At 59.3% G+C, this 22,052-nt stretch carries 16 protein-coding genes; 5 read left to right on the top strand and 11 right to left on the bottom strand.

Features of this window, described 5'->3' with window-relative positions; genetic code table 11:
* Window positions 1-33: 33 nt before the first annotated feature.
* Genes NKI15_RS07545 through NKI15_RS07535 form a run of 3 tightly spaced genes read right to left on the bottom strand, consistent with a single transcriptional unit; the run spans window position 34 to window position 2,634 of the window.
* Window positions 34-678, bottom strand: a complete 645-nt coding sequence (locus NKI15_RS07545) for a sugar transferase (RefSeq protein ID WP_023670905.1) — start codon at window positions 676-678, stop codon at window positions 34-36.
* Between the two features lie 26 nt (window positions 679-704).
* Window positions 705-1,856, bottom strand: a complete 1,152-nt coding sequence (locus tag NKI15_RS07540) for a DegT/DnrJ/EryC1/StrS family aminotransferase (RefSeq protein ID WP_023706592.1) — start codon at window positions 1,854-1,856, stop codon at window positions 705-707.
* 49 nt (window positions 1,857-1,905) lie between these two features.
* Complete coding sequence (locus NKI15_RS07535) at window positions 1,906-2,634, bottom strand: nucleotidyltransferase family protein (protein ID WP_023706591.1); 729 nt, start codon at window positions 2,632-2,634, stop codon at window positions 1,906-1,908.
* Window positions 2,635-3,254: 620 nt separating this feature from the next.
* On the opposite strand from NKI15_RS07535, the gene NKI15_RS07530 reads away from it, so the two are divergent.
* On the top strand, window positions 3,255-3,932 hold the full coding sequence (locus tag NKI15_RS07530; protein ID WP_023681040.1) for a LuxR C-terminal-related transcriptional regulator: 678 nt from the start codon (window positions 3,255-3,257) through the stop codon (window positions 3,930-3,932).
* A 101-nt stretch (window positions 3,933-4,033) separates the two neighbouring features.
* Here NKI15_RS07530 and NKI15_RS07525 read toward each other — a convergent pair whose 3' ends face one another.
* Entirely contained in the window at window positions 4,034-5,752 is a 1,719-nt protein-coding gene (locus NKI15_RS07525; protein WP_023706590.1) for a sensor histidine kinase, read from the bottom strand.
* A gap of 254 nt (window positions 5,753-6,006) precedes the next feature.
* On the opposite strand from NKI15_RS07525, the gene NKI15_RS07520 reads away from it, so the two are divergent.
* Entirely contained in the window at window positions 6,007-6,684 is a 678-nt protein-coding gene (locus tag NKI15_RS07520) for a helix-turn-helix transcriptional regulator (protein ID WP_023706589.1), read from the top strand.
* 160 nt (window positions 6,685-6,844) lie between these two features.
* Complete coding sequence (locus NKI15_RS07515; protein WP_081725364.1) at window positions 6,845-7,981, top strand: NAD-dependent epimerase/dehydratase family protein; 1,137 nt, start codon at window positions 6,845-6,847, stop codon at window positions 7,979-7,981.
* A 49-nt stretch (window positions 7,982-8,030) separates the two neighbouring features.
* Here NKI15_RS07515 and NKI15_RS07510 read toward each other — a convergent pair whose 3' ends face one another.
* From NKI15_RS07510 to NKI15_RS07485, 6 genes are all read right to left on the bottom strand, one after another.
* The gene (locus NKI15_RS07510) at window positions 8,031-9,236 is read right to left on the bottom strand and encodes an acyltransferase family protein (protein WP_050590863.1); all 1,206 of its coding nucleotides are present in this window, start codon (window positions 9,234-9,236) and stop codon (window positions 8,031-8,033) included.
* Between the two features lie 215 nt (window positions 9,237-9,451).
* Entirely contained in the window at window positions 9,452-11,623 is a 2,172-nt protein-coding gene (locus tag NKI15_RS07505) for a polysaccharide biosynthesis C-terminal domain-containing protein (protein ID WP_031207915.1), read from the bottom strand.
* Window positions 11,624-11,692: 69 nt separating this feature from the next.
* The gene (locus NKI15_RS07500) at window positions 11,693-13,894 is read right to left on the bottom strand and encodes a GumC family protein (protein WP_023741168.1); all 2,202 of its coding nucleotides are present in this window, start codon (window positions 13,892-13,894) and stop codon (window positions 11,693-11,695) included.
* A 1-nt stretch (window position 13,895) separates the two neighbouring features.
* On the bottom strand, window positions 13,896-15,893 hold the full coding sequence (gene asnB, locus NKI15_RS07495; protein ID WP_352513851.1) for an asparagine synthase (glutamine-hydrolyzing): 1,998 nt from the start codon (window positions 15,891-15,893) through the stop codon (window positions 13,896-13,898).
* A 1-nt stretch (window position 15,894) separates the two neighbouring features.
* The gene (locus NKI15_RS07490) at window positions 15,895-17,154 is read right to left on the bottom strand and encodes an O-antigen ligase family protein (RefSeq protein WP_023681031.1); all 1,260 of its coding nucleotides are present in this window, start codon (window positions 17,152-17,154) and stop codon (window positions 15,895-15,897) included.
* Complete coding sequence (locus NKI15_RS07485) at window positions 17,151-18,377, bottom strand: glycosyltransferase family 4 protein (protein WP_352513641.1); 1,227 nt, start codon at window positions 18,375-18,377, stop codon at window positions 17,151-17,153. Before NKI15_RS07485 ends, NKI15_RS07490 begins: the two co-directional genes overlap by 4 nt.
* A 999-nt stretch (window positions 18,378-19,376) precedes the next feature.
* Here NKI15_RS07485 and NKI15_RS07480 point away from each other — a divergent pair.
* Entirely contained in the window at window positions 19,377-20,855 is a 1,479-nt protein-coding gene (locus NKI15_RS07480; RefSeq protein WP_023701115.1) for a M10 family metallopeptidase C-terminal domain-containing protein, read from the top strand.
* An 88-nt stretch (window positions 20,856-20,943) separates the two neighbouring features.
* Window positions 20,944-21,156, top strand: a complete 213-nt coding sequence (locus NKI15_RS07475) for a DUF768 domain-containing protein (RefSeq protein ID WP_023733260.1) — start codon at window positions 20,944-20,946, stop codon at window positions 21,154-21,156.
* Window positions 21,157-21,236: 80 nt separating this feature from the next.
* On the opposite strand, the gene NKI15_RS07470 is transcribed toward NKI15_RS07475, so the two are convergent.
* The gene (locus tag NKI15_RS07470; protein ID WP_023741165.1) at window positions 21,237-21,962 is read right to left on the bottom strand and encodes an AAA family ATPase; all 726 of its coding nucleotides are present in this window, start codon (window positions 21,960-21,962) and stop codon (window positions 21,237-21,239) included.
* Window positions 21,963-22,052: the final 90 nt, after the last annotated feature.

The following is a 22,052-nucleotide window of genomic DNA, read 5'->3' as shown; positions in this document are numbered from 1 at the left end:
CCCTTGGCTGTTTGGAACGCTTCCCTTGGATATTCAAACGTCGATCGGCGGTACCGGAACCCAACCGACCACTGCCAGCACTCCCCGCACCATCCACGCGAGGTCGGAGACGATGGTGCGTCGCGGATAATATGAGAGGTCCAGTGTTGCCTTGGCGGGGAACATGACCTCCCGGTAGAACACGATCGGATCTACGGATTGGGGGAAGTAATGCGCTTCGTGCCGAAAAACGACCTGGGCTGGTCCCAGCAGGCCCGGCTTGTATTGCAGCACGGCCCTAAGCTCGCCCCGGAAACAATCGGCGAAAGCCAGGCTCTCGGGCCGTGGGCCGACGATCGCCATTTCGCCTTTGAGGACATTCCACAGCTGCGGTAGTTCGTCCAGCTTCGTCGCTGCGAGAAAGCGGCCAACGGTGGTCATGCGTGTATCGCCCACGACCGTCAGCGCAAGGCCTTGAGAGCCGCAGTTCACACCGAATTTGCGAAATTTGTACATGCGGAAGGTTCGGCCGCCGGCCCCGATGCGGGTCTGAGCGAACAAGATCGAGCCACCGCCCTCGAGCAGAAGCGCTCCGGCGATCAGCAGCATCAATGGCGCCAATGCGACGGTAGCGATGCCCGCCACCGCAAGATCGATTGCGCGTCTCGCAAAGCCGTGATCAGGATTTGGAACGAACATCCGGTGAAAGGCAGGGTCTAACGCATTCATGCAGCAGTTCCTCTTTGGGCGCCTGCTTTGAGCGCGCCTGTTTTGAGCGCGGCTGCCAGGGCAGCCACGACTGATTCGGCGGCGGCGGAAGTGATCTGGGGGTGCAGCGGAATTGTGAGCTCTCGCTCAGCGAAATCCTCTGTTCGGGGCAAACTCACGCCGGGAAAGCGCTCGCGGTAGAACGTCATTTGGTGCACCGGCGGGTAGTGGATGGTGGTCTGTATGCCCTGTGTCCGCAGCTCGTCGATGACATCCTGCCGGCTCGCGTAGCGCGGCAGGACGATCGGCATGATGTGGTAAGCCGACGTCCGGGGTTCGCTAAATGGAATGACAATGGCTGGGCAACGGTCCGCGATCAGGCGTCGGTACAAGACAGCTATGATACGCCTGATTTCGTTCCACTCTTGCAGGTTCTGCAACTGAACCAGCCCTATTGCCGCTCGCATCTCGTCCATTCGGTAGTTGAACCCGAGCATCGTGACATCATATTGCGGCGTACGACTGTTCAGCCGCTGATGCGTCCCCGTGGTCATTCCGTGCCCGCGGGCCAGGCGAACCCTGTCGAGCAGATCGGGGTCACGTGCAATCACGGCGCCCCCTTCGGCCGTTGTCATGTTCTTGTTGCCATAGAAGCTGAACGCGGCCGCGGCGCCGAAGGTCCCGACTTCCCTAAGCCCGGGCGCGTGCGCAGCGTCCTCGATGATATGCAGCCCGCGAAGCCGGGCGAACCGCTGCCATTGTTCCCGATCGGGGAGATACCCGGCGAAGTGAACGAGAATGACCGCTTTCGTGCGCGTCGTGCACCGCGCTTCGGCTTCCGCAACCGAGATCAACGGCACGTCGACGGACTCGATATCGACGAAGACCGGCGTCGCCCCTACATACAGCACCGCATTCGCCGTCGCCACGAACGTCAGCGAAGGAACCAGTACTTCGTCGCCAGGGCCGATGCCCAAAGCATGGAGGAGAAGATGGAGCGCTGCGGTGCAGGAACCAACCGCAACGCAATCTCGCGCGCCATGCATGCTGGCAAAGGCCTGTTCGAACTCTCGTACCCTGTCCCCCATCGTAAGCCAGCCGCTATCAATCACCTGCGACAGGGCTGCCTTCTCTGGCACGCCTAGGATCGGGGCGCTCACCAAGAGCATCTTGACCTCCTGAAAGCCTTGTTAGTGGCTAGACCTCTGCATCAGACTTTCATGCGGCTGCAGCGGCAGCCGCGACCTCGATTGAGGACGACTGATCTTCCCAGGCAATTGCCTGTGCATTCTGGAAGTCATCGACACGACCGATGTCGAGCCAAAGACCGTCATGCTTGTAAACATGCACGGTCGTGCCGCCCTGCATCATCTGCAGCATCAGGTCATCGAACCCAAATGGGATCCCGGACGGAATGAACCGCAGGACATCTGGGTTCATGCAGTAAATCCCCATGCTGACGAGATGGGAAAGCGTCGGCTTTTCCCGGAAGAGCTGGACGGTATTGTCGATCTCGTCGATGACCCCGAAGTCCATCTTGATATGACGGCACGCCGTGGCGATCGTAACGGGATCCCTATGCAAGCGGTGCGCGGCTACAAACCGGCTCAGGCTTAGATCTGTGAGGACATCGCCGTTCAGAACGACAAATGTTTCGTTCAGTTCATCCCTAATCAGAGAGAGAGGTCCGACGGTGCCGAGTGGCTCCATTTCCTGGGTATATTTGATCTTCAAGTTCCATTGCGATCCGTCGCCGCAGACGCTACGGATCAAATGCCCTAGATACCCTGTCGTAATATACACGTCTTCAATGCCGTTGCGCCGCAGCCACTTCAAAAGCAACTCAAGAACGGGCCGGGCCCCTATCGGCATTAATGGTTTCGGCAGGACCGATGTAAACGGTCGAAGGCGCGTACCCATCCCACCACATTGAATCACCGCTTTCATTCGATCCTCCTGATCTGCAGTTGGCTTTGTTCGGGATCGGTGTTCCATTGTCCGGCCAGGGCATACCCTCAAATCCGGCCAAACCTCGGCGGCAATCCGAACATCATATGTGAAAAGGTATGTGACAGCCGGGGCGGCTGTCGTCGTGCATTCGAATGGTAGGGATTCAAAACGTTCAAGGTATTAGATGGCCACGAGATCAACAGCCGATAGAAGCGCGATTGGGCACTGATCATGACGGCGATAAAACGAAAGCAGTTGCTTTCAAAAAAGCTGCGATCCGCCCGGGCCGGGCCGGCCTACAGGTCCAGCGACAGCGGGTGGCGACATAACAGAAATGGTCCTGAACAGCTGGCTTTGGACCCACAAATGGGGAACCGGCATCGTTTTGCGGACGGGCACCGCACGCCAGGGTTAAAAATCTATGGATGAGCTTCGCAATTTAGTATTATATTAGACGTTCTGGATGTGCGTGGATGGGACGCTGCGGACATCACTGTGATGCGTTGACCAGTGGATGGCCGCCATTTTAGGACCACCACGGATTGTCGATCATAGGCGAATGGGAGGTTCCAGCGGGTTTTCTCGTCGGGAACCGAGTAACGCGTTGGGGTAGTTGCATGGCTCGGATCGTCATTGCCGACGATCACGGCTTATATCGGCGTGGTCTCCGGCTGGCACTCATGGCTGGAATTCCAAGCGCCGAAATATTCGAAGCTTCGTGTTTCGATGCCGCGGTCAATCTTCTAGAGGAGCAGGCGTCCATCGATCTTGCGATCCTCGATCTGAACATGCCTGGGCTGTTCCATCAGGAAGTGCTCAGCGACTTTATGGCTGCCTATCCTGACACTCGCTTTGCGATCGTTTCCGGGGATGATTCCCGCTCGGAGATACTGACCGCGCTTTCGATCGGACTTCACGGGTATATCGTCAAATCGCAGAGCGACGAAGAAGTCGTGCTGGCTGTAAACGAAATCCTCGCTGGCCGGATCTATGTGCCATCTCTCCTATCTCGAACGTCTGCCGACCAGAGATCGCATGCCCCCCCACCTCCGGTACAAAATGCCAGCCGCCGGCACGAGGGCTCGGGCGACGTCGCTAGGCTGACATCTAGACAGAAGGACGTCCTCAAGCTGATGGCAGAGGGGTACTCGAATAAGGAGATTGCCCGCAATCTGGACATTGCCGAGGCGACAACGAAAATCCATGCCGCAGCCGTGCTGCGTGAGCTTGGGGTTAGAAACCGTACCGAAGCAGCTGTGTTGCTCCAAAGCTGGCTGACGAGACAGGCAAGTTGACGTATGCCCCTCGAACCGGCCCGAGTTTGCTTGCAGGAAATCGCAGCAAAGGGCCCACACCATCCGTTAATTGGCCAATTCGGCTTCGACTTGGAGGGGCTCTATTGCAATCCAAATTCCTCAATTTCTTTGCGCGACACACGCAGCGAATATCGAAGGCCATCTTCGGTTATTTCCATATTCGGGGAATGACCGACAAGCGGCGTGCTGTCCACACCGATTATCAGTGACCCGAACCCGCGGCGTACGACTTTTGAACTCTTCCGTCGGCCCGATTCCACCCAATCGAACACGAGGTCGTCACCTTCGTCCTCGGATGCAAATCGCCACTTAACTTCGACCCTGCCATTCGGGTCACCCAGCGCACCATGTTTCACCGAGTTTGTCGTCAACTCGTGAAGGATCATCGCCAAGCCCTCGGCGGCGCCGCTTGGCACAGTGAGGGAAGGTCCACTGATCGTTATGTCGCGTGTCTCCTTGAAGGGCTGCAATTCCCGGTCCACGAGCTCATGGAGCATCCCTGACAGGTTGGCGTGACGAGAAAGGATGCGATGGGTCGCCTCCAGCGTTCGAATCCAATCGATCAACATCTCCTTGTATTTGGCAACGTCATTGTCGGGAATATCGATCATGTTGACCAGAGCTCTGATCACTGGAAACACATTGCTGAACCGATGGCGCTCTTCGCGCATTATGCGCTCGCGTCTCTTTACGGCGGCGCGAAGCAAAGTTGTTTGTCGACGTTCGGTCAGATCCGCCGCCACCCCGATGCGCATTTTGCGGTCGCCGTGCTCTTCCTGCCGTCCACGCAAAGCAATCCAGCGTGTGTGACCATCCACTTGCCGGACACGGATCTCGACGTCATAGTTCAATGCCGATGAAGGCTTTGCCGAGGCGGACAGCTTCGGCCAGTCGACGGGATGGATTACAGCCGAGAGTTCTTCCAAGCGGCGGACTGGGGCCGGAGGCAGACCAAGAATGTCCCAGAACTTGCTCGAGCCGGCGACTGTCCCATCGTCAATGTCTATTTGCCATGTTCCCAGGCGCCCGGCAGACACGGCGAGATCAAGCCATTCCTTCTGAGCCCGAAGGGCCTCGCGTGCCGCTTGTCGCTCGGAAATATCGTCAACCACCACGAATACGCTCTCATTTGGCGCCTCGTCCGGCCGCGACGAAGACAGGGCCAGGTGAGCCCAGAATGCCGTGCCATCCTGGCGCAAAACGCGGATATCCGTCGCAGACGCGGTCCCATTGCCCAAATCTTCCAAAAGTTTCCGCACAGTACCTCGATCGTCGGGGACAATGAGTTCCTGCAACTCGAGTTGGGCAAGTTCCTTGTGCGCGTAGCCGGTCATCTCCAAAAGCCGTCTGTTCGACTGCAGCAGTTCGCCATGGCGATTGGTATTAGCAAAGCCCAAGGCGGCAGCGTCGATGGCAGCGAGCCTCGCTTCTGCCACCCTGAGCGCACCGTGCAGATCTTGTCGCAGGCGGTGGAACACAGCTGCGATCAGGCTACCCGAACCCAGGAGGAAGACGGCCCCGGTCCAGTCTCCACCAGTGAGGTGACCGTCCAGCAGGTGTCGCATCCACAAGCCGGCGACCGCCATCAGAAGCGTTGCTGCGATGGCAACAAAACGGCCCTCAAGATACACGATGACAACGGTTATGGGGATAAACGCAACAAGCGGCAACGGCTGGCCGCCATATACCGTACTTATCGCCTCGAATGCTATCGATGCTGCAAACACCAACAGCGAAGCTAGATGAGCCAACGTAGTGCTCGACACATTCGATTTGAGCCAGCGCAGGTCCGAACCCATGCGCAAAGACTACAACTTTCGGTCTAGTCCGTCGAGACTAGGCCGAAGGGGTGGCACCTAATCCCAATGCCCGATTGCCATGACTTTGCCGGCGAATAAAATCATGTGTCAGGAGCGCTCTTCAGAAAGGTATATCCAAAGAGACGCTGCGGAAAAACCATTCGCAGATTTCTCGCAGTATGTGGAAATTCAAGTTGAAGCAGCAACTTCAACCGATTTGATTTGCGTCAGTAGCAATGGGTTGGGTGGAAGCGATGACACTGATTGAAACGCGAAACGATACGCTCGCAGGCAGGCAATACATTGTATTGAACGATACCCGCCACGAACGGCCGATAAGCCTTGTGGACCGACCGGACGCAAGGGTCGGCGGATCTCGACGACGCAGCCTGGAATCCATCACCGGCATGCTTGATCGTATGGGTTGCGGCTATCTCGTCCTGGACCGAGACAAGAAAGTAATAGAATGGAACGCTGCCGCTCGGGACACCCTCGCACGCCAGGGCGAAGCAACTGATACAGCCGTCGAGCTTGCCGCCGGGTTGAGGCGGCTGGTCGCGAATGTTCCGGTCCACCTCCAGCCGGGCTCACTCTCATGGGTAGTGATCCACAGCAGAGGCGACAGGCCGGTGACCATGAACGAGACGGGCGTCGTTACACCGGACGGGACAACCGTCGTCGCATTGCTGGACCGGGATAACAAATCGGCGGCCAACCCTCGCACGTTGCAAAGGATGTTCGGTTTGACCAGCGCGGAAACGCAGTTGGCGCTACGCCTCGCCCATGGCGACGCGCCCCTGGAGATCGCCCGCAGTTGGCATCTCAGTCGCACGACTATCCGCTCTCAGCTTGCCTCACTGTTCGCCAAGACCGACACGAGGCGTCAGGCGGAACTAGTGGCTCTTTTGGGGCGCATTTCGGTTTTGCCATGAGAAATCGACTGCTGTCTGCATCCGCTTTGAATCAGACGGCGGCGGCCCGCATTGAGCGCGCTGTCGCGTAGATCACAAGGCCGGCGGCGCCATTTCCGATCGTTCAAGGCGCTGCCGAGATAGCGCAGAACGCGGAACCTGGAAACGGGAGTGACTTGCCATGGCCGAAGCAGATTCGAAGGTCAACAAGCTGGCGGATATCGTTCACGCGCTGCAGGATGGTGCTGCGTCGAACCTTACGCACACGGGGCCGATCATCGTCACGGGCGCCGCTGGGTTCATCGGATTTCATGTTGCGTCACGCCTTTTGCGGCTCGGCGCCGAGGTCATCGGCGTCGACAACTTCACGCCTTACTACGACCTGAAGCTGAAGGAGGCGCGATTTACACGGCTCTGCGCCGAGCCGAGGTTCACGCCGATGCGCTTCGACCTGGCGGACCGGTCGCTGGTGAAAGCGCTGTTCTGCGAATTCCAGCCATCGCACTTCGTGCATCTGGCGGCCCAGGCCGGGGTGCGTCATTCGCTCGTCGACCCGCATGCCTATGTGGAGTCAAACATTGTCGCATTTCTCAACGTTCTGGAGGGCTGCCGACACGCCGGCGTCAGCCATCTCGTTTATGCCTCGTCGAGCTCCGTATATGGCGCCAATCGACGCATACCCTTCTCCGAACATCATGGTGCCAATCATCCGGTGAGCTTCTACGCCGCCACCAAGGCCGCCAACGAATGCATGGCGCATTCCTACAGCCATCTGTTCGGCTTGCCCGTAACCGGATTGCGCTTCTTCACCGTCTATGGTCCCTGGGGCAGGCCCGACATGGCAGTATACACGTTCACCCATGCCATCGCCGAGGGCCGAACGATCGAAATCGCCAATGCCGGGCGCGTATGGCGGGATTTCACCTATATCGACGACATCGTAGAGGGGGTTGTTCGCGTGCTCGCCAAACCACCGTGTCAGGATCCCGGTTGGGACGGTCGCGCTGCCGATCCTGCCACCAGTTCGGCGCCATATAGGCTCTACAATATCGGCAATGATCGGCCGGAAGAAATCAACCATCTGATCGCGCTCATCGAGACGGCCCTTGGTCGCCGCGCCGTTCGCGTCAACGTACCTTTACCGCCAGGTGACGTCCTGGAAACCCGCGCCGATGTCAGGGACCTGCGCCGCGCCGTTGGCTTCGCACCGGCGACAACACTGGAGGACGGCGTGCAACGTTTCGTGGAATGGTATCGGGAATTCCATGCACGCCCTGTCGGACAGGTGCGACCAGCTGGCCTTCCGGCAACGGCATAGTGAGCACAACGCCGCCGTTTCCCAGGTGTGGCAGGGTCGCGGCTCGCCTTCAATCTGTCTTGGGATACGCCGGCACTGGAAGGGACCCAAGCTGCCGTCCTGTGCCGTGCCCGACCCCCAAAAGGCGCCGCGCATAGCGGGTGAGCGGCTTCTCGAACAGACGGTGGGTGATAAATGCCACGCCCAGGGTTATCGCCAAGGCCGAACCGATGAAAGCCCACGGGCCGAGCACAAAGATCAAGCCTGTACGCCAGAAAATTATGCGCATGGCGCGGATCACGAATGGATGCATGAGGTAAAGAGCGTATGACGCATCGCCAACGCCAGCGGCCCACCTCGCCGCCAGGCTGTCATGCCTCAGTTTACCCGGCGGTGCCAGGGCAGCACTCCAAACTATTAGAGACGCCGGAATGCCATACACGACAGGGCGACCAAGGCCGGCCGAAATATCGGGAAACGCCGCCGCAAGCATCAGGGCACCCAGTCCCGTTGCGGCGACACAGGCCCTGATTGGGCCGGAAGGCCGCAGGCCCGAGGCGCAAATGACCCCGATCATCGCGCCGAAAGCAAATTCGAGGATGATCGGATTGGTCCAGAAACCCCAGGGCTCTGGCAAAGGAGCCGCAAGAGCGCCCGAGAGCACCATCCCAACCAGGATCGTGAGCAGGACCGTAACTGCCCACCGCATGGGCAGCACGATCGTCGCCGTGAACAACACGTAAAACAGCATCTCATAATTGAGCGTCCAACCCAACTCGTAGACCGGCTGAACGACGCCGTCAGGGCGACTGGCCGGAACGAATAAATAGGATTCGACTACAAACCTGAAATCGACGTAGCTCTGGTTGAGAAAATTTGGGGCGGCCACCGCTACCGCAATGTAGAGCGAGGTGAGCGCCCAATATAGCGGGACAATTCGCGCGATCCGGCGGGAAATGAAGAGACGCGCGCCCCCGGGCTTTGCGAACAGCTGTCGCGACGTATGCACCATGATAAGGCCGGAAATCACGAAGAAAATATCGACTCCAGCGCTCCATGGTATCGGATTCCAGCTCTGAAAGGTGCGGCCGGCCTGTAATTCCAGGGTGGCCGCATCATGCTGGGCGTGTCGCAGCGCGACCGAACTAGCCGCGAGGGCGCGCAGGACCTGAACTTGGGTGAGGGTTTCGCGTTGGCTGGGCTCGACAGGCGTCGATCTCTCCGAGCGACGGCGCACTGCAGGCGCCGAGGCGCTCGCCATTCGGGCTTGTTCCATGGATGCTCCGCAGATTGTGAGCACACCCTGGGGCGCCTCCGAAACTGATGCATCCTTCAAATGACGGACACAGCCCGCGAAGTATCGGCTGCCCGCGCGGGTGTCCGGAACAGAGATACGCCGAAGCGTCTGTGCAGCCCTATGGCCTTTGTGCGATCCGGGCTTCGTGACTTCCTGCCCGAACGACGGCAATCACCGTAGCCAAAACAGTGCTCTCATTTGCTCGCCCTCAAGAACCAATGCCATTGACGGGCATCGACCGCGCTCGGCCTGATCGACAGCAAGGCAAAAACCAAGCCTGGCATGATTTTCAGTCGCTTGCGGATATAGACGGCCATGGCAATGCTCCAGATGCTCAGTGCAAGTGCGACACCCACCGCAGCGCCAAGCAGGCCGTACACCGCAACTCCGGCTGCACAGGCAATGATATTGGCCACAGCACCCGCTATCATCGTCGTTGCCGCAGCCCATTCATTTCCAGTCATGGTCAGGAGATTCTGTTGGGGCCCGCACAGCGCGACAAAGACATATCCCAAAATCAGAACCCGTGCGATCGGCGCTCCCGCGCTATAACCCTCACCGAAATAGCTCAAGAACGGCTCGACGATCACCATCATCGGGACGGCCACCAGGATGGCACCGCCAGCAGAAAGCAGGGTTGCGCGCGCGAACAGCTGTTGTAGGCCTCTGCGATCGCCTCTGACGTAGAGATCGGCTGCTGTTGGCGAAAACATGGTTGCCACGGCGATACGGGACAGGCCCACGAGCATCGCGACATTCAAGGCCAGCGCGAAAATACCCGCTTCAGCAATATGGCTTGTCCAGCCCAAAACCAGGACTCCTGCCCGACTGACGAAAACATCGAGCCCGGTGATGAGCATGAGCGGGGGGACGGCAAGCCACCATTCCCTCGAGGCATAACTTGGCTTGGCGTGTCCCAGGCCGGGTGGTTCAAACCTCCTCGCGATGATGAACACCAGGGCCGCTGTGAAAGCGGAACTCACAAGCACCGCCAGCGTCACCGAGGGCGCATCCACTGTTCGAAATCCCGACAATGCCAGGAGGGCTACCAACACGAGCAGGAGCCCGTCTCGCATGATGCGCTCCGGCAACAACGCCGAGACAACGCCGCCGAAAGCACGCACAAGCGTGGCTCCGAGAGCATAGGCGGTAACCAAGGGCACAGCCATCATGCCGAGCACGATGCTTGTCTCAAGCCCTCTTTCCGTTGGATCTGAAAGGAACAGGACTGACGCAGCGCCGATCATCCCGAACAAGGTTGCCGCTATCAGCGATCTCTGCAGCGCAAATCTTATCACCCCGCGGGCCAGATCAAGCCTGCCACTGGCCCTATAGGCCGGGAGGAAACGCAACAATGATACATTAAAGCCAAGCGTTGCCAGATAGGCGAGCACTGACGTCCAAGCCTGAACGTAGGAATAGATGCCGTAGTTGTGAGGTCCGATAAGGCGTGCAATTGCCAACTGGGCAAGACTGGTCAAACCAGCGCCACCAATATAGATCAACAAGGCGAAGATGCTTGCCCAAGCGAGCCGCGATCCCATGTCCTTGTTGCGCGGCGGTGTGGTTGCTGAACCAGTTGTTACGTCTGCGCGATGAGATGGCAACTCAATTTGCTTTTCGCCGACCGCCCTATCGAAGCGCGACAATGCAGAAAGTATTTGTCTCTCAATCCGACAAATACTTTTAAAGGTCGATGGACCATCGGTGTATTCGACGGAGATGATTTCCCGGCCAGATGTTGTCAGGAGGTCATGCATCGCTTCAAAAACGGCGAACGAGCGCATGTTCACGTTCAAGTCGGCCTCGAAAATCCGTTCCGCCGGCGGCTCAAGCTCCATCCGCCTACGAAGGCGACTTTCCACGACCGCAGCTGGCACCAAGAGCCTGACGGTGAGATCGGCCGCCGGTGCGAGGCTGAGCGCCTTTTCCAGCGTTCTGGGGTTGGTGCTCCCATTGAACATCGCAAGCGAACCAATCGCTTGAACATATCCTTGATCGAAAATCGTAATTTCGGGCGATTGCTCCGCAGACTTCCAGCAACGCGAAAGGTGCAGGATGTATCGCCAGATTCGCGCGCGCCATATTCGGTTTTTTGGCGGTATCATCCTCACCATTGCAAAGGAATTGGAAATATCATCGGCTCGCCCTGCCGAAAAAAGCAATATTCTGGCTGTTGAAAATATCGCCGATACGATCCGTGATATGAACAGAAAGATTCCGAGATCATATTTGGCGGCCCTGGTGCTTGGCTTGTAGCTGAGGGCGACCTTGGCGTGATAGCCTTTCCCGCGCAGCTGCTGCGCAAGCGCATGTGCGAAGGTTGTTTTGCCGGATCCTGGAGGTCCGAAAAATTCAATGATCATCGTGTAGCTGGCTCGATTTAGGGACGCGATCGCTCCCTGGAGATTCTGTTGAAGATCGCAGACGCATCTTCAAACCCTCTCCAACAGAAGATCGGCGTTGTCTCCGAGCCTGGAGCCGGCTAGCCTCTTCAGGTTCACCCGGGTGAGCACACTCCCTACTGGAACGGTGGCGGATCCGCCGGCCCCTATTGCATCCAGAGCACCACGGGCAATGCTGCGCCTCGTCCTTGCCCAGCGAACGGCAAAAAGCACCGAATCGGCCCAGCGCTTAAGCAGCCTGGTTTCAGGCCCCCCGAGGCCGAGGGGACCGTTCATGATGACCACGTCGTAGGCCGAACGCAGCTCCTCGGTGAACTGGCATTTGTCGACGGTGGACAGAAGCGTCAGGAGATCATCGGAAGGTGCTGGAGCGGCCATGAGGTCGATACCGATTTCCGGCATCCTCGTAATTGCATCCTTCAGCACGCAACGTTCATTCACATAGTCGCCGAAGGAGTTCCGGGCCTTGTCGGTGCTGAATTCACCACGAAACCCGTTCGTGAGCCGTACATCCTTGCGATCGAGATCGAGGAAAAGCACTCTTCCTCCCAGCCGCGTTGCCGCCAGCGCCAGGCTCCATGCCAACTCGGTCTTGGCATCGTCCTGGATGCTGGACGTCACGAGAATGATATGCGGCGGCTGCCCCTTCCCCTGAGTTGGCGCCGCAGTGACGAGCAGCGAAGTCACGGCGCGGCTGAACGGCAAGTTCTGCTGGCTCAGAACCAGATGCCGCAGCTTTCTGGCATTAAGTCCCGCAACCCTGGGAAGCAGTCCTACGCACGGGACCCCAAGCTCGGCCTCGGCTTCGGCTTCACTGCGCAAGGTTTGGTTGAAACCGTTGCGGACCAGGACAATGACCGCCCCCATGAGACCAAAGACGACCATGCCGGGGGGAATCAGGAAAATCGGCGACAATGTCACGGGGGTCGACGGCGGCCAGGCGGTCGAAAGGACCGCTACGCCTGGCGAAGGAGCGGCGATGCGACGTATCAGATCCTGCTGCCGGCTCAGGAGTTCGTTGTAATGCTGCGTCACGATGGCTACCCTAGGCTCAAGGGAACGCAGCCCCGAAAGTTGGCTCGCCGTGTCGGCCACGGCCGCGTCGAGCATCGCCTTGCGACTTTCAAGAGCCGTAGCCTGAGACCGGTAGACATTTGCCTCGGCAGCGATTCGGGCAACGCTTTGCTCCATTTCGCGGGCGATCGCGTTGCGCAGATCGCCGTCGGCGGCGGCGCCCGACTGGCGTGTCACCAGGTCCGTCAACACGGGCGACCCGATTTCTTCAGCGATGGCCGTGACCGGGGCGCCCGCCTTGCGCAGGTCCTCAATACGGCGAAGGCGCGCTTCCGACGCGGAAAGACTGGCTTTCGATAGGAATATCTGCCGGCCGAGTTCCGCTGTCTCACTGGCTGCGTTGTTGGCCGCAGTCTGATCGACGGCGCCATGCGTGAGCCGGTATGTCTCCAGCCGATCTGTCGCTTCGACAAGATCCCTTTGTACTTGCGGAAGGCTGGCGACTATCGAATCCAGATGAACCTGATCCGATGCTCGGCTTTTTTGTACCAGATCTTGAATGTAGACTTGGGCGAACGTGTTCGCGACAAGTGCCGCACGCGCCGGACTTGGATCGGTGAACCCGATGGTGATGACGCGCGATCGCAGCTCTTGTCCGACCCTCATTCCCTTGCGTAGCGCCTTCAGCTCGGGCGCGTCCGCTGCGTCCGGATTTTCCGCCACTGTCTTATCCTGTCTCCAGGCCCTGTTCAGGAGGTCGATGAGGAACGAGCCAGCCGCGGGCGGGACGGCATTGACGACGCTCTTTCCGTTACCGTCGACTGGTTGGGCTTTGCGCAGTGCTGCCAGGACCCGACGCAGGTGGCCTTGCGAGGAGAGCATCGTCAGATGATCATCGATGTTCGATTCCAGCGAGTCCTGGGCGGATGCCACGCCACCCGAAGCACTGCTGCTCGGGGCGTCGATAATGACCTGCGTCGTTGCCTCGAACAGCACCGGGCGGGTGAAGCCTGCCAGTCCGGCCAGGATGCCGCCCAGAAGGGCCATGGCAAGCAAGAACCATTTTCGCGTCGTCAGGATGATGACGAGCTGATGGAAGGGTGACGATTGCGTTGGCTCGCGTGGCGGCCGCATCAAGCGCAGATTGGTTTCAAGTGTCCCAGCTTCCATCTGCTTGGCGCGCGGACGCCGGGCGCGGTTGGCTATGGAACCTTCCATCTCAATCCCCTGTCAGTTCGATATGGTAAGAAGGGTGCGTGGCGACCGTCGATGGCCGCATGGCTTCGTTGCGCCACGCCTGAAACATGAGCACCGGCCACAGGTCGCGGAAATTATCTTGGCTTCCATGCAGATGATTGCGCCAGCATGCGTCGACCTTCTCACGGTCGATGACCCCGTCCCCGGAGCGGCCGATCGTGGCAATGATATCGGTTGCCCAGCCGCGCAAGGGCCCTTTCAACCAAGTCCCGACCGGAACGTCGAAACCTTGCTTGGGCCGGTCGACCAGTCGGCGTGGTACATAACGATCAAGCAGTCGGCGAAGCAACCATTTGCCCTTCCCGTTTCGGACTTTGGCACGGGCTGGCAAGCGCCAGGCGAATTCAACGACGCGATGGTCCAGGATCGGGCATCGCCCCTCGAGGCTGTTGGCCATAGTGGCTCGATCGAGCTTCACCAAAATGTCGCCCGGTAGGTAGCCTGTCATGTCGGCGAATAGGAGACGCGAGAGCAGGCCGTCGAGCTTTGTCGTGTCGGTAGGTGCTGTCGACGGCTTGCGATGAACAAGGTCGTTGGCTGAAGATTTGGTCAGTTGCAGAAGGAGTTCGTCCTCATCTCGCGCCGCGAGCAGGCGGGCAAGGCGAGCCAGGCGGTCACCGCGCAAGCCATGCCGCATATTCGATGAAAGCGGCAGATTGCCGAAGATATCTTTCTGAGAGGCTTGGGCCAGCAACCCAGCCCCCGATGCCAACAGCCGGCGAAATGACAATGGCAGCTCATGCTGCTTTGTGAGGCGGGCTGCCAGGAAGTGTCGAGAATAGCCTGCGAAGCACTCGTCGCCACCATCGCCTGAAAGCGCCACGGTTACATGTTGCCGCGCGAGCCGCGACACCAGCAGCGTCGGTATCTGCGATTCATCGGCAAACGGCTCGTCCCAAATCCGGGGCAGCTCCGGAATGACCTCAAGCGCGGCGGCCGGCGAGAGATGAAGTTCCGTATGATCGGTGCCCAGATGCCGAGCCACCGCGGCCGCATGGGGAGCTTCATCAAACCCACCTTCGCCGAACGCTATGGTGAACGTACGAACGGGGTTTCGGGACTGTGCCTGCATCAGCGCGACGACAGTCGAGCTGTCGATTCCGCCCGACAGAAAGGCGCCCAGCGGCACATCTGCAATCATTCGTTCCTTGACGGCCAGGCGGAGCAGGCTGTCGAGCTCGGTTGCGAGGTCCTCGTCGCTGGCAGCTATCGGATCGCGCTGTCCCTTGCAGGCGACATCGGCCAGCGACCACCAAGGGTGAATGCGATGCGCAAGCGAACCGGCGCCTCGGGCGTTGGCGAATTGCGCCGCAGTGACCGACAGGACTGATCCAGGTGGCAGCTTGAACACGCCCTGCCAAATGCAACGGTCATCCGGCACCCAGCCTTTGGAAACCATTGTCGTCGCCGCATCGACATCGAGTTCCGGGGTGAAGCCTGGGAAGCAAGTGATCGCCTTCAACTCCGAGGCGAAGACGAGCGCATCACGTGTCAAGGCGACATAGAGTGGCTTCTTCCCCATTCGGTCGCGGGCAAGCTGAAGCGTTCGGTTCTTCAGGTCCCACAGCCCAAAAGCAAACATGCCAGCGAAGCGCGCGAGGGCTGAATCAAGGCCCCAGCTTTCGATTGCGCACAGCATGACCTCCGTGTCGCTGGCGCCGCGGAAATGATGGCCCGCCCCTTCCAGTTCACGGCGCAGATCGCGAAAATTGTATATCTCGCCATTGAAGGTGATGACATACCGACCGCTCGCGGAGAGCATTGGCTGGCGACCCGCTTCGGACAGGTCGACGATGGCCAGTCGCCGGTGGCCGAAGGCTACTCCCCCTTCACGGCTCACCCAGAAGGCCTCACCGTCAGGTCCGCGATGACGAAGCGCCGTCGCCATCGGTCCGATGGCCCTGAGCGCACTTGCGTTGGCTGCATCGGGCGCCAACAAAATTCCGGCGATCCCACACATTCTAGCATCTCCTCTGGCGAACAATCGCGGGGATCGCTTCCGGCGTCCCAGCGGCAAGGCAGAGGGTCAGACAGAACCACACGATCGGATGGCGGATGACCAAATGCGGAGCACTGAAAACGGCGATCGATGCCACGAGCGCCACCAGAGCGTCCAGCTTCGCCCGCCAGGCGGACAACGCAGCCGAGCCGAAGATCCACATCAGGGCTAGAACCGAAATCAGGCCGCCCTGAGTGTAGAGATCCAGGATGGTGCTGTGCGCCTCGAAGGGCCGCGGCAAAAACTGTTGATTGACCACGGGCGGACTATCTAGGTGCGGGCCCGGACCCAGTCCAAGCGATCCCGATCGTGCCCCCTTCTCCAAGGCTGCATTCCAGAGGTAGAGGCGAAGCGCCGCGGTTTGGGCAGTCGCTTCCCCGCCCTTGTCTTTGGTCAGGCTCTTGGCGAAGTCTTCGGCGCTGGAGGCCTCGCTGAGGGCATAGGGCGCTATAGACAGGGCCAGCGGCAGGAAGCCAACGGCCATCAGGACGGCAAGCTGCCTTGAAAGGCTCGCCTTATTGCCGTCGCTCGTCAGCCAGGCCCGGACCCGCAGCCCGAGAAGGATCAGACAAGCCAGGACCGTGGTATAAAGGTAGGTATCGCTTTTTGTCAGCCTTCCGACGTAAACGGTGAATATGAGGCTGCATAGGGCAAGGCATCTTCCCCATTTATTGCTGGTGGTTGTGGCAAGATGCAACGCCAGTGGACCGAGTAGGGCGCAGTAGAGCGCAAGCTGGTTCGGATTGTCGGACCATCCGCAGAAGCGGTCCCAGTACCAGGGCTCGACCCCAGCCTGATGGAGCCAGCCGAAGCCAAGCCCTACCTGAATGATGAAGCCCGCATTCGCGATAGCAACCATCCACCAGGCGATACGACGCAAACGGAAAGACGCGTTGGGCTCCGCAGCGGCCAGACAGGTGACGCACGCCAACAGCACATAGGCCAGCGTGTCGTGCAACAACGGATCCAGGAACAACGTGGTTGTCAGAAAACCGATGATGTAACCCACGCCCATGGCAAGCGCCAGGATCAGCCAGAAAAGCCCAAGCTTGGCCAGGGCCGGCGTAACCTCCAGTTGGCCGCCAGCAAGGATTCGCGTCATCGACAGCATTATCCAGAGCGTGAGGCATAGTTCGCTGTAGCCGAAGGGCAGCCCTGGGATGCTGAGTTGCGCCGCGTAGGACATCGCGACGCCGAAGGCCAGAAGCGCATCACGCATCATTGCCGCGCCTCGCCCAGTCGATGGGGGCTCGGCACCGCCTCTTCCCTCGGATTCGCCTGCGCAGCTTGAACAAGCCTGCTGCGATATCTGCCACCCAGGATTGTCTTGTACAGGTCGCAATACTGGTCGATGACCCACGACAACGAGAACCGCTCCCGCACGAATCCGACGGAACGGCTGCCCATGGTCTTGCCACGGGCGGGGTCGGAAAGAAGATCGACTATCCGGGAGGCCAAGCCATCCGCATCGCGCGGCGCCACGAGATAGCCGTTCCAGCCATCCTCAACCACATCGTTGCAGCCCGGCATATTCGAGGCGACGATCGGTAATCCGGACAATCCCGCCTCCAGCAGGACACGCGGAATTCCCTCGCGATATTGCGTCGGAAATGCAAACAGATCCGCCATCCCAAGGAGGGCTGGAATGTCGCGCCTTGGCCCCAATGCGACAACGTGGGGAACATGGCGCTCGATATCGGCTCTGCTGACGGCAAACGGACCTTCGGAGTCTTGCGGGCCGACAAGTACGAAACGCGCGTTGGGCCTCTCGCGGATAACGCGAGGAACCGCCTCGATGAGGGTTGGAATCCCCTTCTGCCGCGTGAGCCGGCCGACAAATATTATGACCTGGGCTGATTGTAGGCCAAGTTCCTCGCGCATCGTGGCAGCCGAAGGACCACGATACCTTGCCATCGAGAATGCATCGGGGTCGATGCCAGAACTCCGGATCAGTCGCCCTTTGCCGCGAGCCACCAGCCGGTAGCGCTCGAAGAAGGCCTGATCATCACTATTCTGGAAGACGGTCATGGCTGTCCAACGAGACGCCACCCCCTGAAGGCCGCAAAAGAAAGGACGCAATGCCAGGGCCCGCGGCTCCCGCGACGAGAATGTCCAACCAAGCCCGTTGATGGTGCGAACGACGGGAACGTGCCCGCGCACCGCCAGTGGAGTTAGGATATTGGGCTTGGTGTCGAAACTTTGAATGATGTCCGGACGCAGTTCGGACATCAGTTCACGGATCGCGCTGACAGCACCCCATTCTGCACCGCCGCTGCCAAAGCGGTCGAACCCAAATCGGCGATGGGCAATGCCGTGGGGTGAGAAGGCGGCTCCGAGATCACTCGAAACGGCAGTGACTTGAAAACCCCTTTCGCGAAGCGCCAAAAGAAACGGGATTCTTAGTCTATGATCCTCGCCTCCAACGCAAACCAGATGCGGACTCATCCTGTCGCTCCTGGATGCGATACCAATCGCTTAAAACAGCTGACCCTATCCGCGGTTTCCATGGCCGGTTTCATCGCCCCTGAACACACAACAGCCAGTCCCACGCTAGGAGCAGGCTTTCGTGCTGTCCTCGTCTGTTTGCATGAAGCAAGCTGATCAACGATGCGGCAATGCAGCCACAATCGCTGTCACCTCGGTCAGTGAGTTGGATTCATCCGGTCTGACGGTGCAAGGACGGCACCTTCGCGTACGACACGGCGGGCCGGATATAAAAAAGGGCTGTGTTCGAAAGGTCCGCGCGCCGCGTTCAAAGCAACTTCCGCCCGCCTTCTCACGCCGGATCAACATCGCACCCCAGATGGTGTGATGACTCGCACCGCCAGTTCTCCCGACCGCTTCGTCTGGAACAGGCTTTCACCCGGTCTCTGGATATGGTCGGACCACCAGCCGCCTCTTCCCGCGGATGGGCGACCGCGTTGCCATGCTCGCCGTCATTCGGACCGGCACGCCCGCCTTTCCGTTGAACCCGGTGGGATCCAGTTCAGTGCCTCTCCGCAATTGCCAGCGGCGCGCGTCTCGCATGACCTTTTGGAGTACTGCCTTGCTCATTTTGGCGCCGAGGCTTTTCACGAGGCATTGAGCGGCTGCAATGGGAGGGCTTCGTCAGGACGCGATCCCTTTGCGGTCTGAGCTCGAAGAAATCCTGCGGAAGCGCGCATTTGGCGGTGGCTCAACCGAACGTTCATTGGCCGATTGCCGCCACTGCAAACGCACAAGGCGCTCCGGCAGACTTCGCTGCAATGCTTTCGTTGCAGGCTTGAGCACCCCATACTTGGATCATCTACATACCTCTGAGGCAAGCGTAGCATCGAGGCTGTTGTGTTTTTCGGACGCTGATCAAAGATTCTATCAAGGGGCGCCGGTATTTGATTTGTCGCTAATGGATCCTTTCCCTAGGCAGGTGTGGGGCGCCTACCGAATCGGACGAAGGGTATGTCAATGACAACACTCCATTACGCCTCGGGCGGGTCGGCCTCCGAGGTCGCGAAAGCCGGATTCAATCTTGTTGATGTATCTTCCTTGGACCAGCTCAACGCCTTGCCGGCCGGCCAGAAAGGCCTAGTGTGGCTCAATGAAGCCGATGGTGCAACCTCCTCCTTTATCCAGAAGGTCACGCCCTTCATCGGCAACCCGAAAGTGTTTGGCTTCTTCCTCGTCGATGAGCCGGACCCGACCGGCAAATGGGGAACTTATGCCACCGCCGCTGATCTGAAGGCGGAGTCAGACTGGATCCACAGCCACCTGCCCGGCGCCAAGACCTTCATAACCATGATGAACATGGGGTCTTCCGCTAACCCCGACTTTTCAAACACATTCAATCCTGCCAACACGCATATCGACTATTACGGCTTGGATCCCTACCCGGTACGGACCGGAACAAGCACGATTGACTACAACATGATCGACAGGACTGTGGCGGCGGCCGTCGCCTCGGGCATCCCGCTCAGTCAGGTCGTTCCCGTGTATCAGACCTTCGGCGGCGGCGACTGGACGACCGACACGGGCGGTCGCTATGTCCTGCCCAGCGTTGCTCAGGAAAAGACTATGTTGGACCACTGGGCCAAGGTAGCGCCTTCGCCCGCCTTCGACTATGCCTATGCTTGGGGTTCTCAACAGGGCGACACGGCGCTTGAGAGCTCGCCGACGCTGCAGGCTCTGTTCCTTCAACACAACCAGAGCACCGCAAGCGGTCCTTCGGCCAGCGAACCGACGCCGCCGCCTACCAGCACAGTGCCTCCGCCCACAAGTGTCCCTCCGACCAGCACCGGCGATCACATTTTCTACGGCACGGGTAGCGCGGATGTGCTTCGCGGCACCGCTGGCGCGGACACGATGATGGGCCGCGGCTACAACGACACCTACTATGTCAACAACGCCGGCGACAAGGTGGTGGAACTGCGGCACAGCGGCAACGATAGCGTGCTGGCATCGGTCAGCTACGCGCTGTCGGCCGGTTCGCAGGTCGAGCATCTTGCGACCACCAGCAAATTGGGAACTGCCGCCATCAAGCTCACGGGAAACGAATTCGCCCAAACCATTGATGGCAATTCCGGGAGCAACACTATCAACGGCGGTGGCGGGAGAGACGTTCTGACGGGACATGGCGGCAACGACGTCTTTGTCTTCGATTCGGCTCTCAAGGTCGGCAATATCGACAAGGTCACCGATTTCAAAGTGGGCCACGACAAGATCCAACTCGACCACACTGTGTTTGCCGGCCTGCATACCGGCGCCCTCCCCTCTTCGGCGTTCTACGCCGGCAGGGCCGCGCACGACAGCGGCGATCACATCGTCTATAACAGCACGACCGGCGCGCTTTCCTTTGACAGCGACGGCTCCGGCGGCGCACATCAGATCCAATTTGCCACTCTATCGCCACACTTGGCTCTGACGGCGTCCTCGTTCATCGTGACGTGACCGCGGGAACGTCAGCCTGAGCAAGATGGTCTGACGTTCTTGAATATGGCTGACGGAACCAACAAGCCCCGCCGAGCTTGTAGTTGGTATGAGCGCGCGCGGCATCGAATTCCTGCAGAAATGGATAGAGGATAAGATCCCGCTCTACACCAAGGCCGATCCGGCTCTTGCGGCGAAACTTGCGGACCAAGCAACGGCGGATGCCATCAGAGCGGGAATCCGCCCCGAGGAAATTTCTGAGGAAGTCGGAAGCATGTTGACGACCATGCTCGAAGTGCTCGATCAGCACGATTCGACATGATTGCGCGCTTGGCGGCAGATGCTGCCCGGCTTGGCGCCAAATGCATAAAATGTGTCATGGATCATAGGTTATGGGCCAGCCTAGACAGCATGACCAACATGCTCGCCCAGAACGCGCGCGACGACCCCGTCCACGTCGTGAGGTTCAGCACCATTGACTTGTATCAACGGCCATCGGTCCTGGCGCAGGCACTCGCCGACCTCTCTTGAGATTTCGGCCTGCCTTAATCCTTTGTCCACGCCAAGTTCGAACAGCATAACCTCGAGGAGCGGTTGCTGCGCATGCCTATCCACAAGACGGCGGCGTAGCGTTTCCTGCGGCGCGTCGAGTTGCACAACGAGATCCGGCCGCGGCAGGAACGCCAGGCACTTGCGGACCGCCTCCAGGCTTGGAGTTCTAGCCAGCACACCCAGCGCACACAAAGCCTGAATCATGCCCTCTTCGAAGATGAAGCAACCGGGCGACTCCCGCGCTTGGCGCCAGGACTGGCACAGTTGGGCGATGTCGACCTTCATGCGCCATGACCACACGCGGCTTCGAAGAGGGATCGATGCCAGAAGCCGGGCCGCGACACTGTCCTTTGGCAAGGTCGACAGCAAGATAGGACCGGATGTGGCAATCTTCTTGCCAATTCGCCCTATGCCGTGGCGGATTTCCGGAGCGTCATCCTGAGCCGATCCAGGTTCAATCAGGCGATACCCATTTACTGTCTTCACATTGATGCCGTGTCTCGCCAGCCCGTGGCAGAGGCCGCGAAGCAGCGTGGTTTTACCCGCGCCAGGCGGCCCAAACAACTCGATGATCATATGCTCTCGTCTCCGAACGAGCAGTCATTCCCGTACCGATCAAGCTTAGCCGGATTTCAGATCACACCAACGTTCATTTGAATGATTGTT

Origin of the sequence: Mesorhizobium sp. M0862 (assembly GCF_040319795.1) — a bacterium.
Classification (GTDB): domain Bacteria; phylum Pseudomonadota; class Alphaproteobacteria; order Rhizobiales; family Rhizobiaceae; genus Mesorhizobium.
Note: the sequence above shows the minus strand (reverse complement) of the source record. Positions and strands in the feature narration are given on the sequence as shown.

What these genes read in the sequence shown, in the direction of transcription:
- NKI15_RS07475 (WP_023733260.1), top strand. Translation starts at nt 20,944, where the DNA reads ATGAGCGCGCGCGGCATCGAATTCCTGCAGAAATGGATAGAGGATAAG.
- NKI15_RS07510 (WP_050590863.1), bottom strand. Translation starts at nt 9,236, where the DNA reads ATGGAACAAGCCCGAATGGCGAGCGCCTCGGCGCCTGCAGTGCGCCGT.
- NKI15_RS07545 (WP_023670905.1), bottom strand. Translation starts at nt 678, where the DNA reads ATGTTCGTTCCAAATCCTGATCACGGCTTTGCGAGACGCGCAATCGAT.
- NKI15_RS07535 (WP_023706591.1), bottom strand. Translation starts at nt 2,634, where the DNA reads ATGAAAGCGGTGATTCAATGTGGTGGGATGGGTACGCGCCTTCGACCG.
- NKI15_RS07530 (WP_023681040.1), top strand. Translation starts at nt 3,255, where the DNA reads ATGGCTCGGATCGTCATTGCCGACGATCACGGCTTATATCGGCGTGGT.
- NKI15_RS07490 (WP_023681031.1), bottom strand. Translation starts at nt 17,154, where the DNA reads ATGATGCGTGATGCGCTTCTGGCCTTCGGCGTCGCGATGTCCTACGCG.
- NKI15_RS07540 (WP_023706592.1), bottom strand. Translation starts at nt 1,856, where the DNA reads ATGCTCTTGGTGAGCGCCCCGATCCTAGGCGTGCCAGAGAAGGCAGCC.
- NKI15_RS07505 (WP_031207915.1), bottom strand. Translation starts at nt 11,623, where the DNA reads ATGATCATTGAATTTTTCGGACCTCCAGGATCCGGCAAAACAACCTTC.
- NKI15_RS07470 (WP_023741165.1), bottom strand. Translation starts at nt 21,962, where the DNA reads ATGATCATCGAGTTGTTTGGGCCGCCTGGCGCGGGTAAAACCACGCTG.
- NKI15_RS07515 (WP_081725364.1), top strand. Translation starts at nt 6,845, where the DNA reads ATGGCCGAAGCAGATTCGAAGGTCAACAAGCTGGCGGATATCGTTCAC.
- NKI15_RS07500 (WP_023741168.1), bottom strand. Translation starts at nt 13,894, where the DNA reads ATGGAAGGTTCCATAGCCAACCGCGCCCGGCGTCCGCGCGCCAAGCAG.
- asnB (WP_352513851.1), bottom strand. Translation starts at nt 15,893, where the DNA reads ATGTGTGGGATCGCCGGAATTTTGTTGGCGCCCGATGCAGCCAACGCA.
- NKI15_RS07485 (WP_352513641.1), bottom strand. Translation starts at nt 18,377, where the DNA reads ATGAGTCCGCATCTGGTTTGCGTTGGAGGCGAGGATCATAGACTAAGA.
- NKI15_RS07520 (WP_023706589.1), top strand. Translation starts at nt 6,007, where the DNA reads ATGACACTGATTGAAACGCGAAACGATACGCTCGCAGGCAGGCAATAC.
- NKI15_RS07525 (WP_023706590.1), bottom strand. Translation starts at nt 5,752, where the DNA reads ATGGGTTCGGACCTGCGCTGGCTCAAATCGAATGTGTCGAGCACTACG.
- NKI15_RS07480 (WP_023701115.1), top strand. Translation starts at nt 19,377, where the DNA reads ATGACAACACTCCATTACGCCTCGGGCGGGTCGGCCTCCGAGGTCGCG.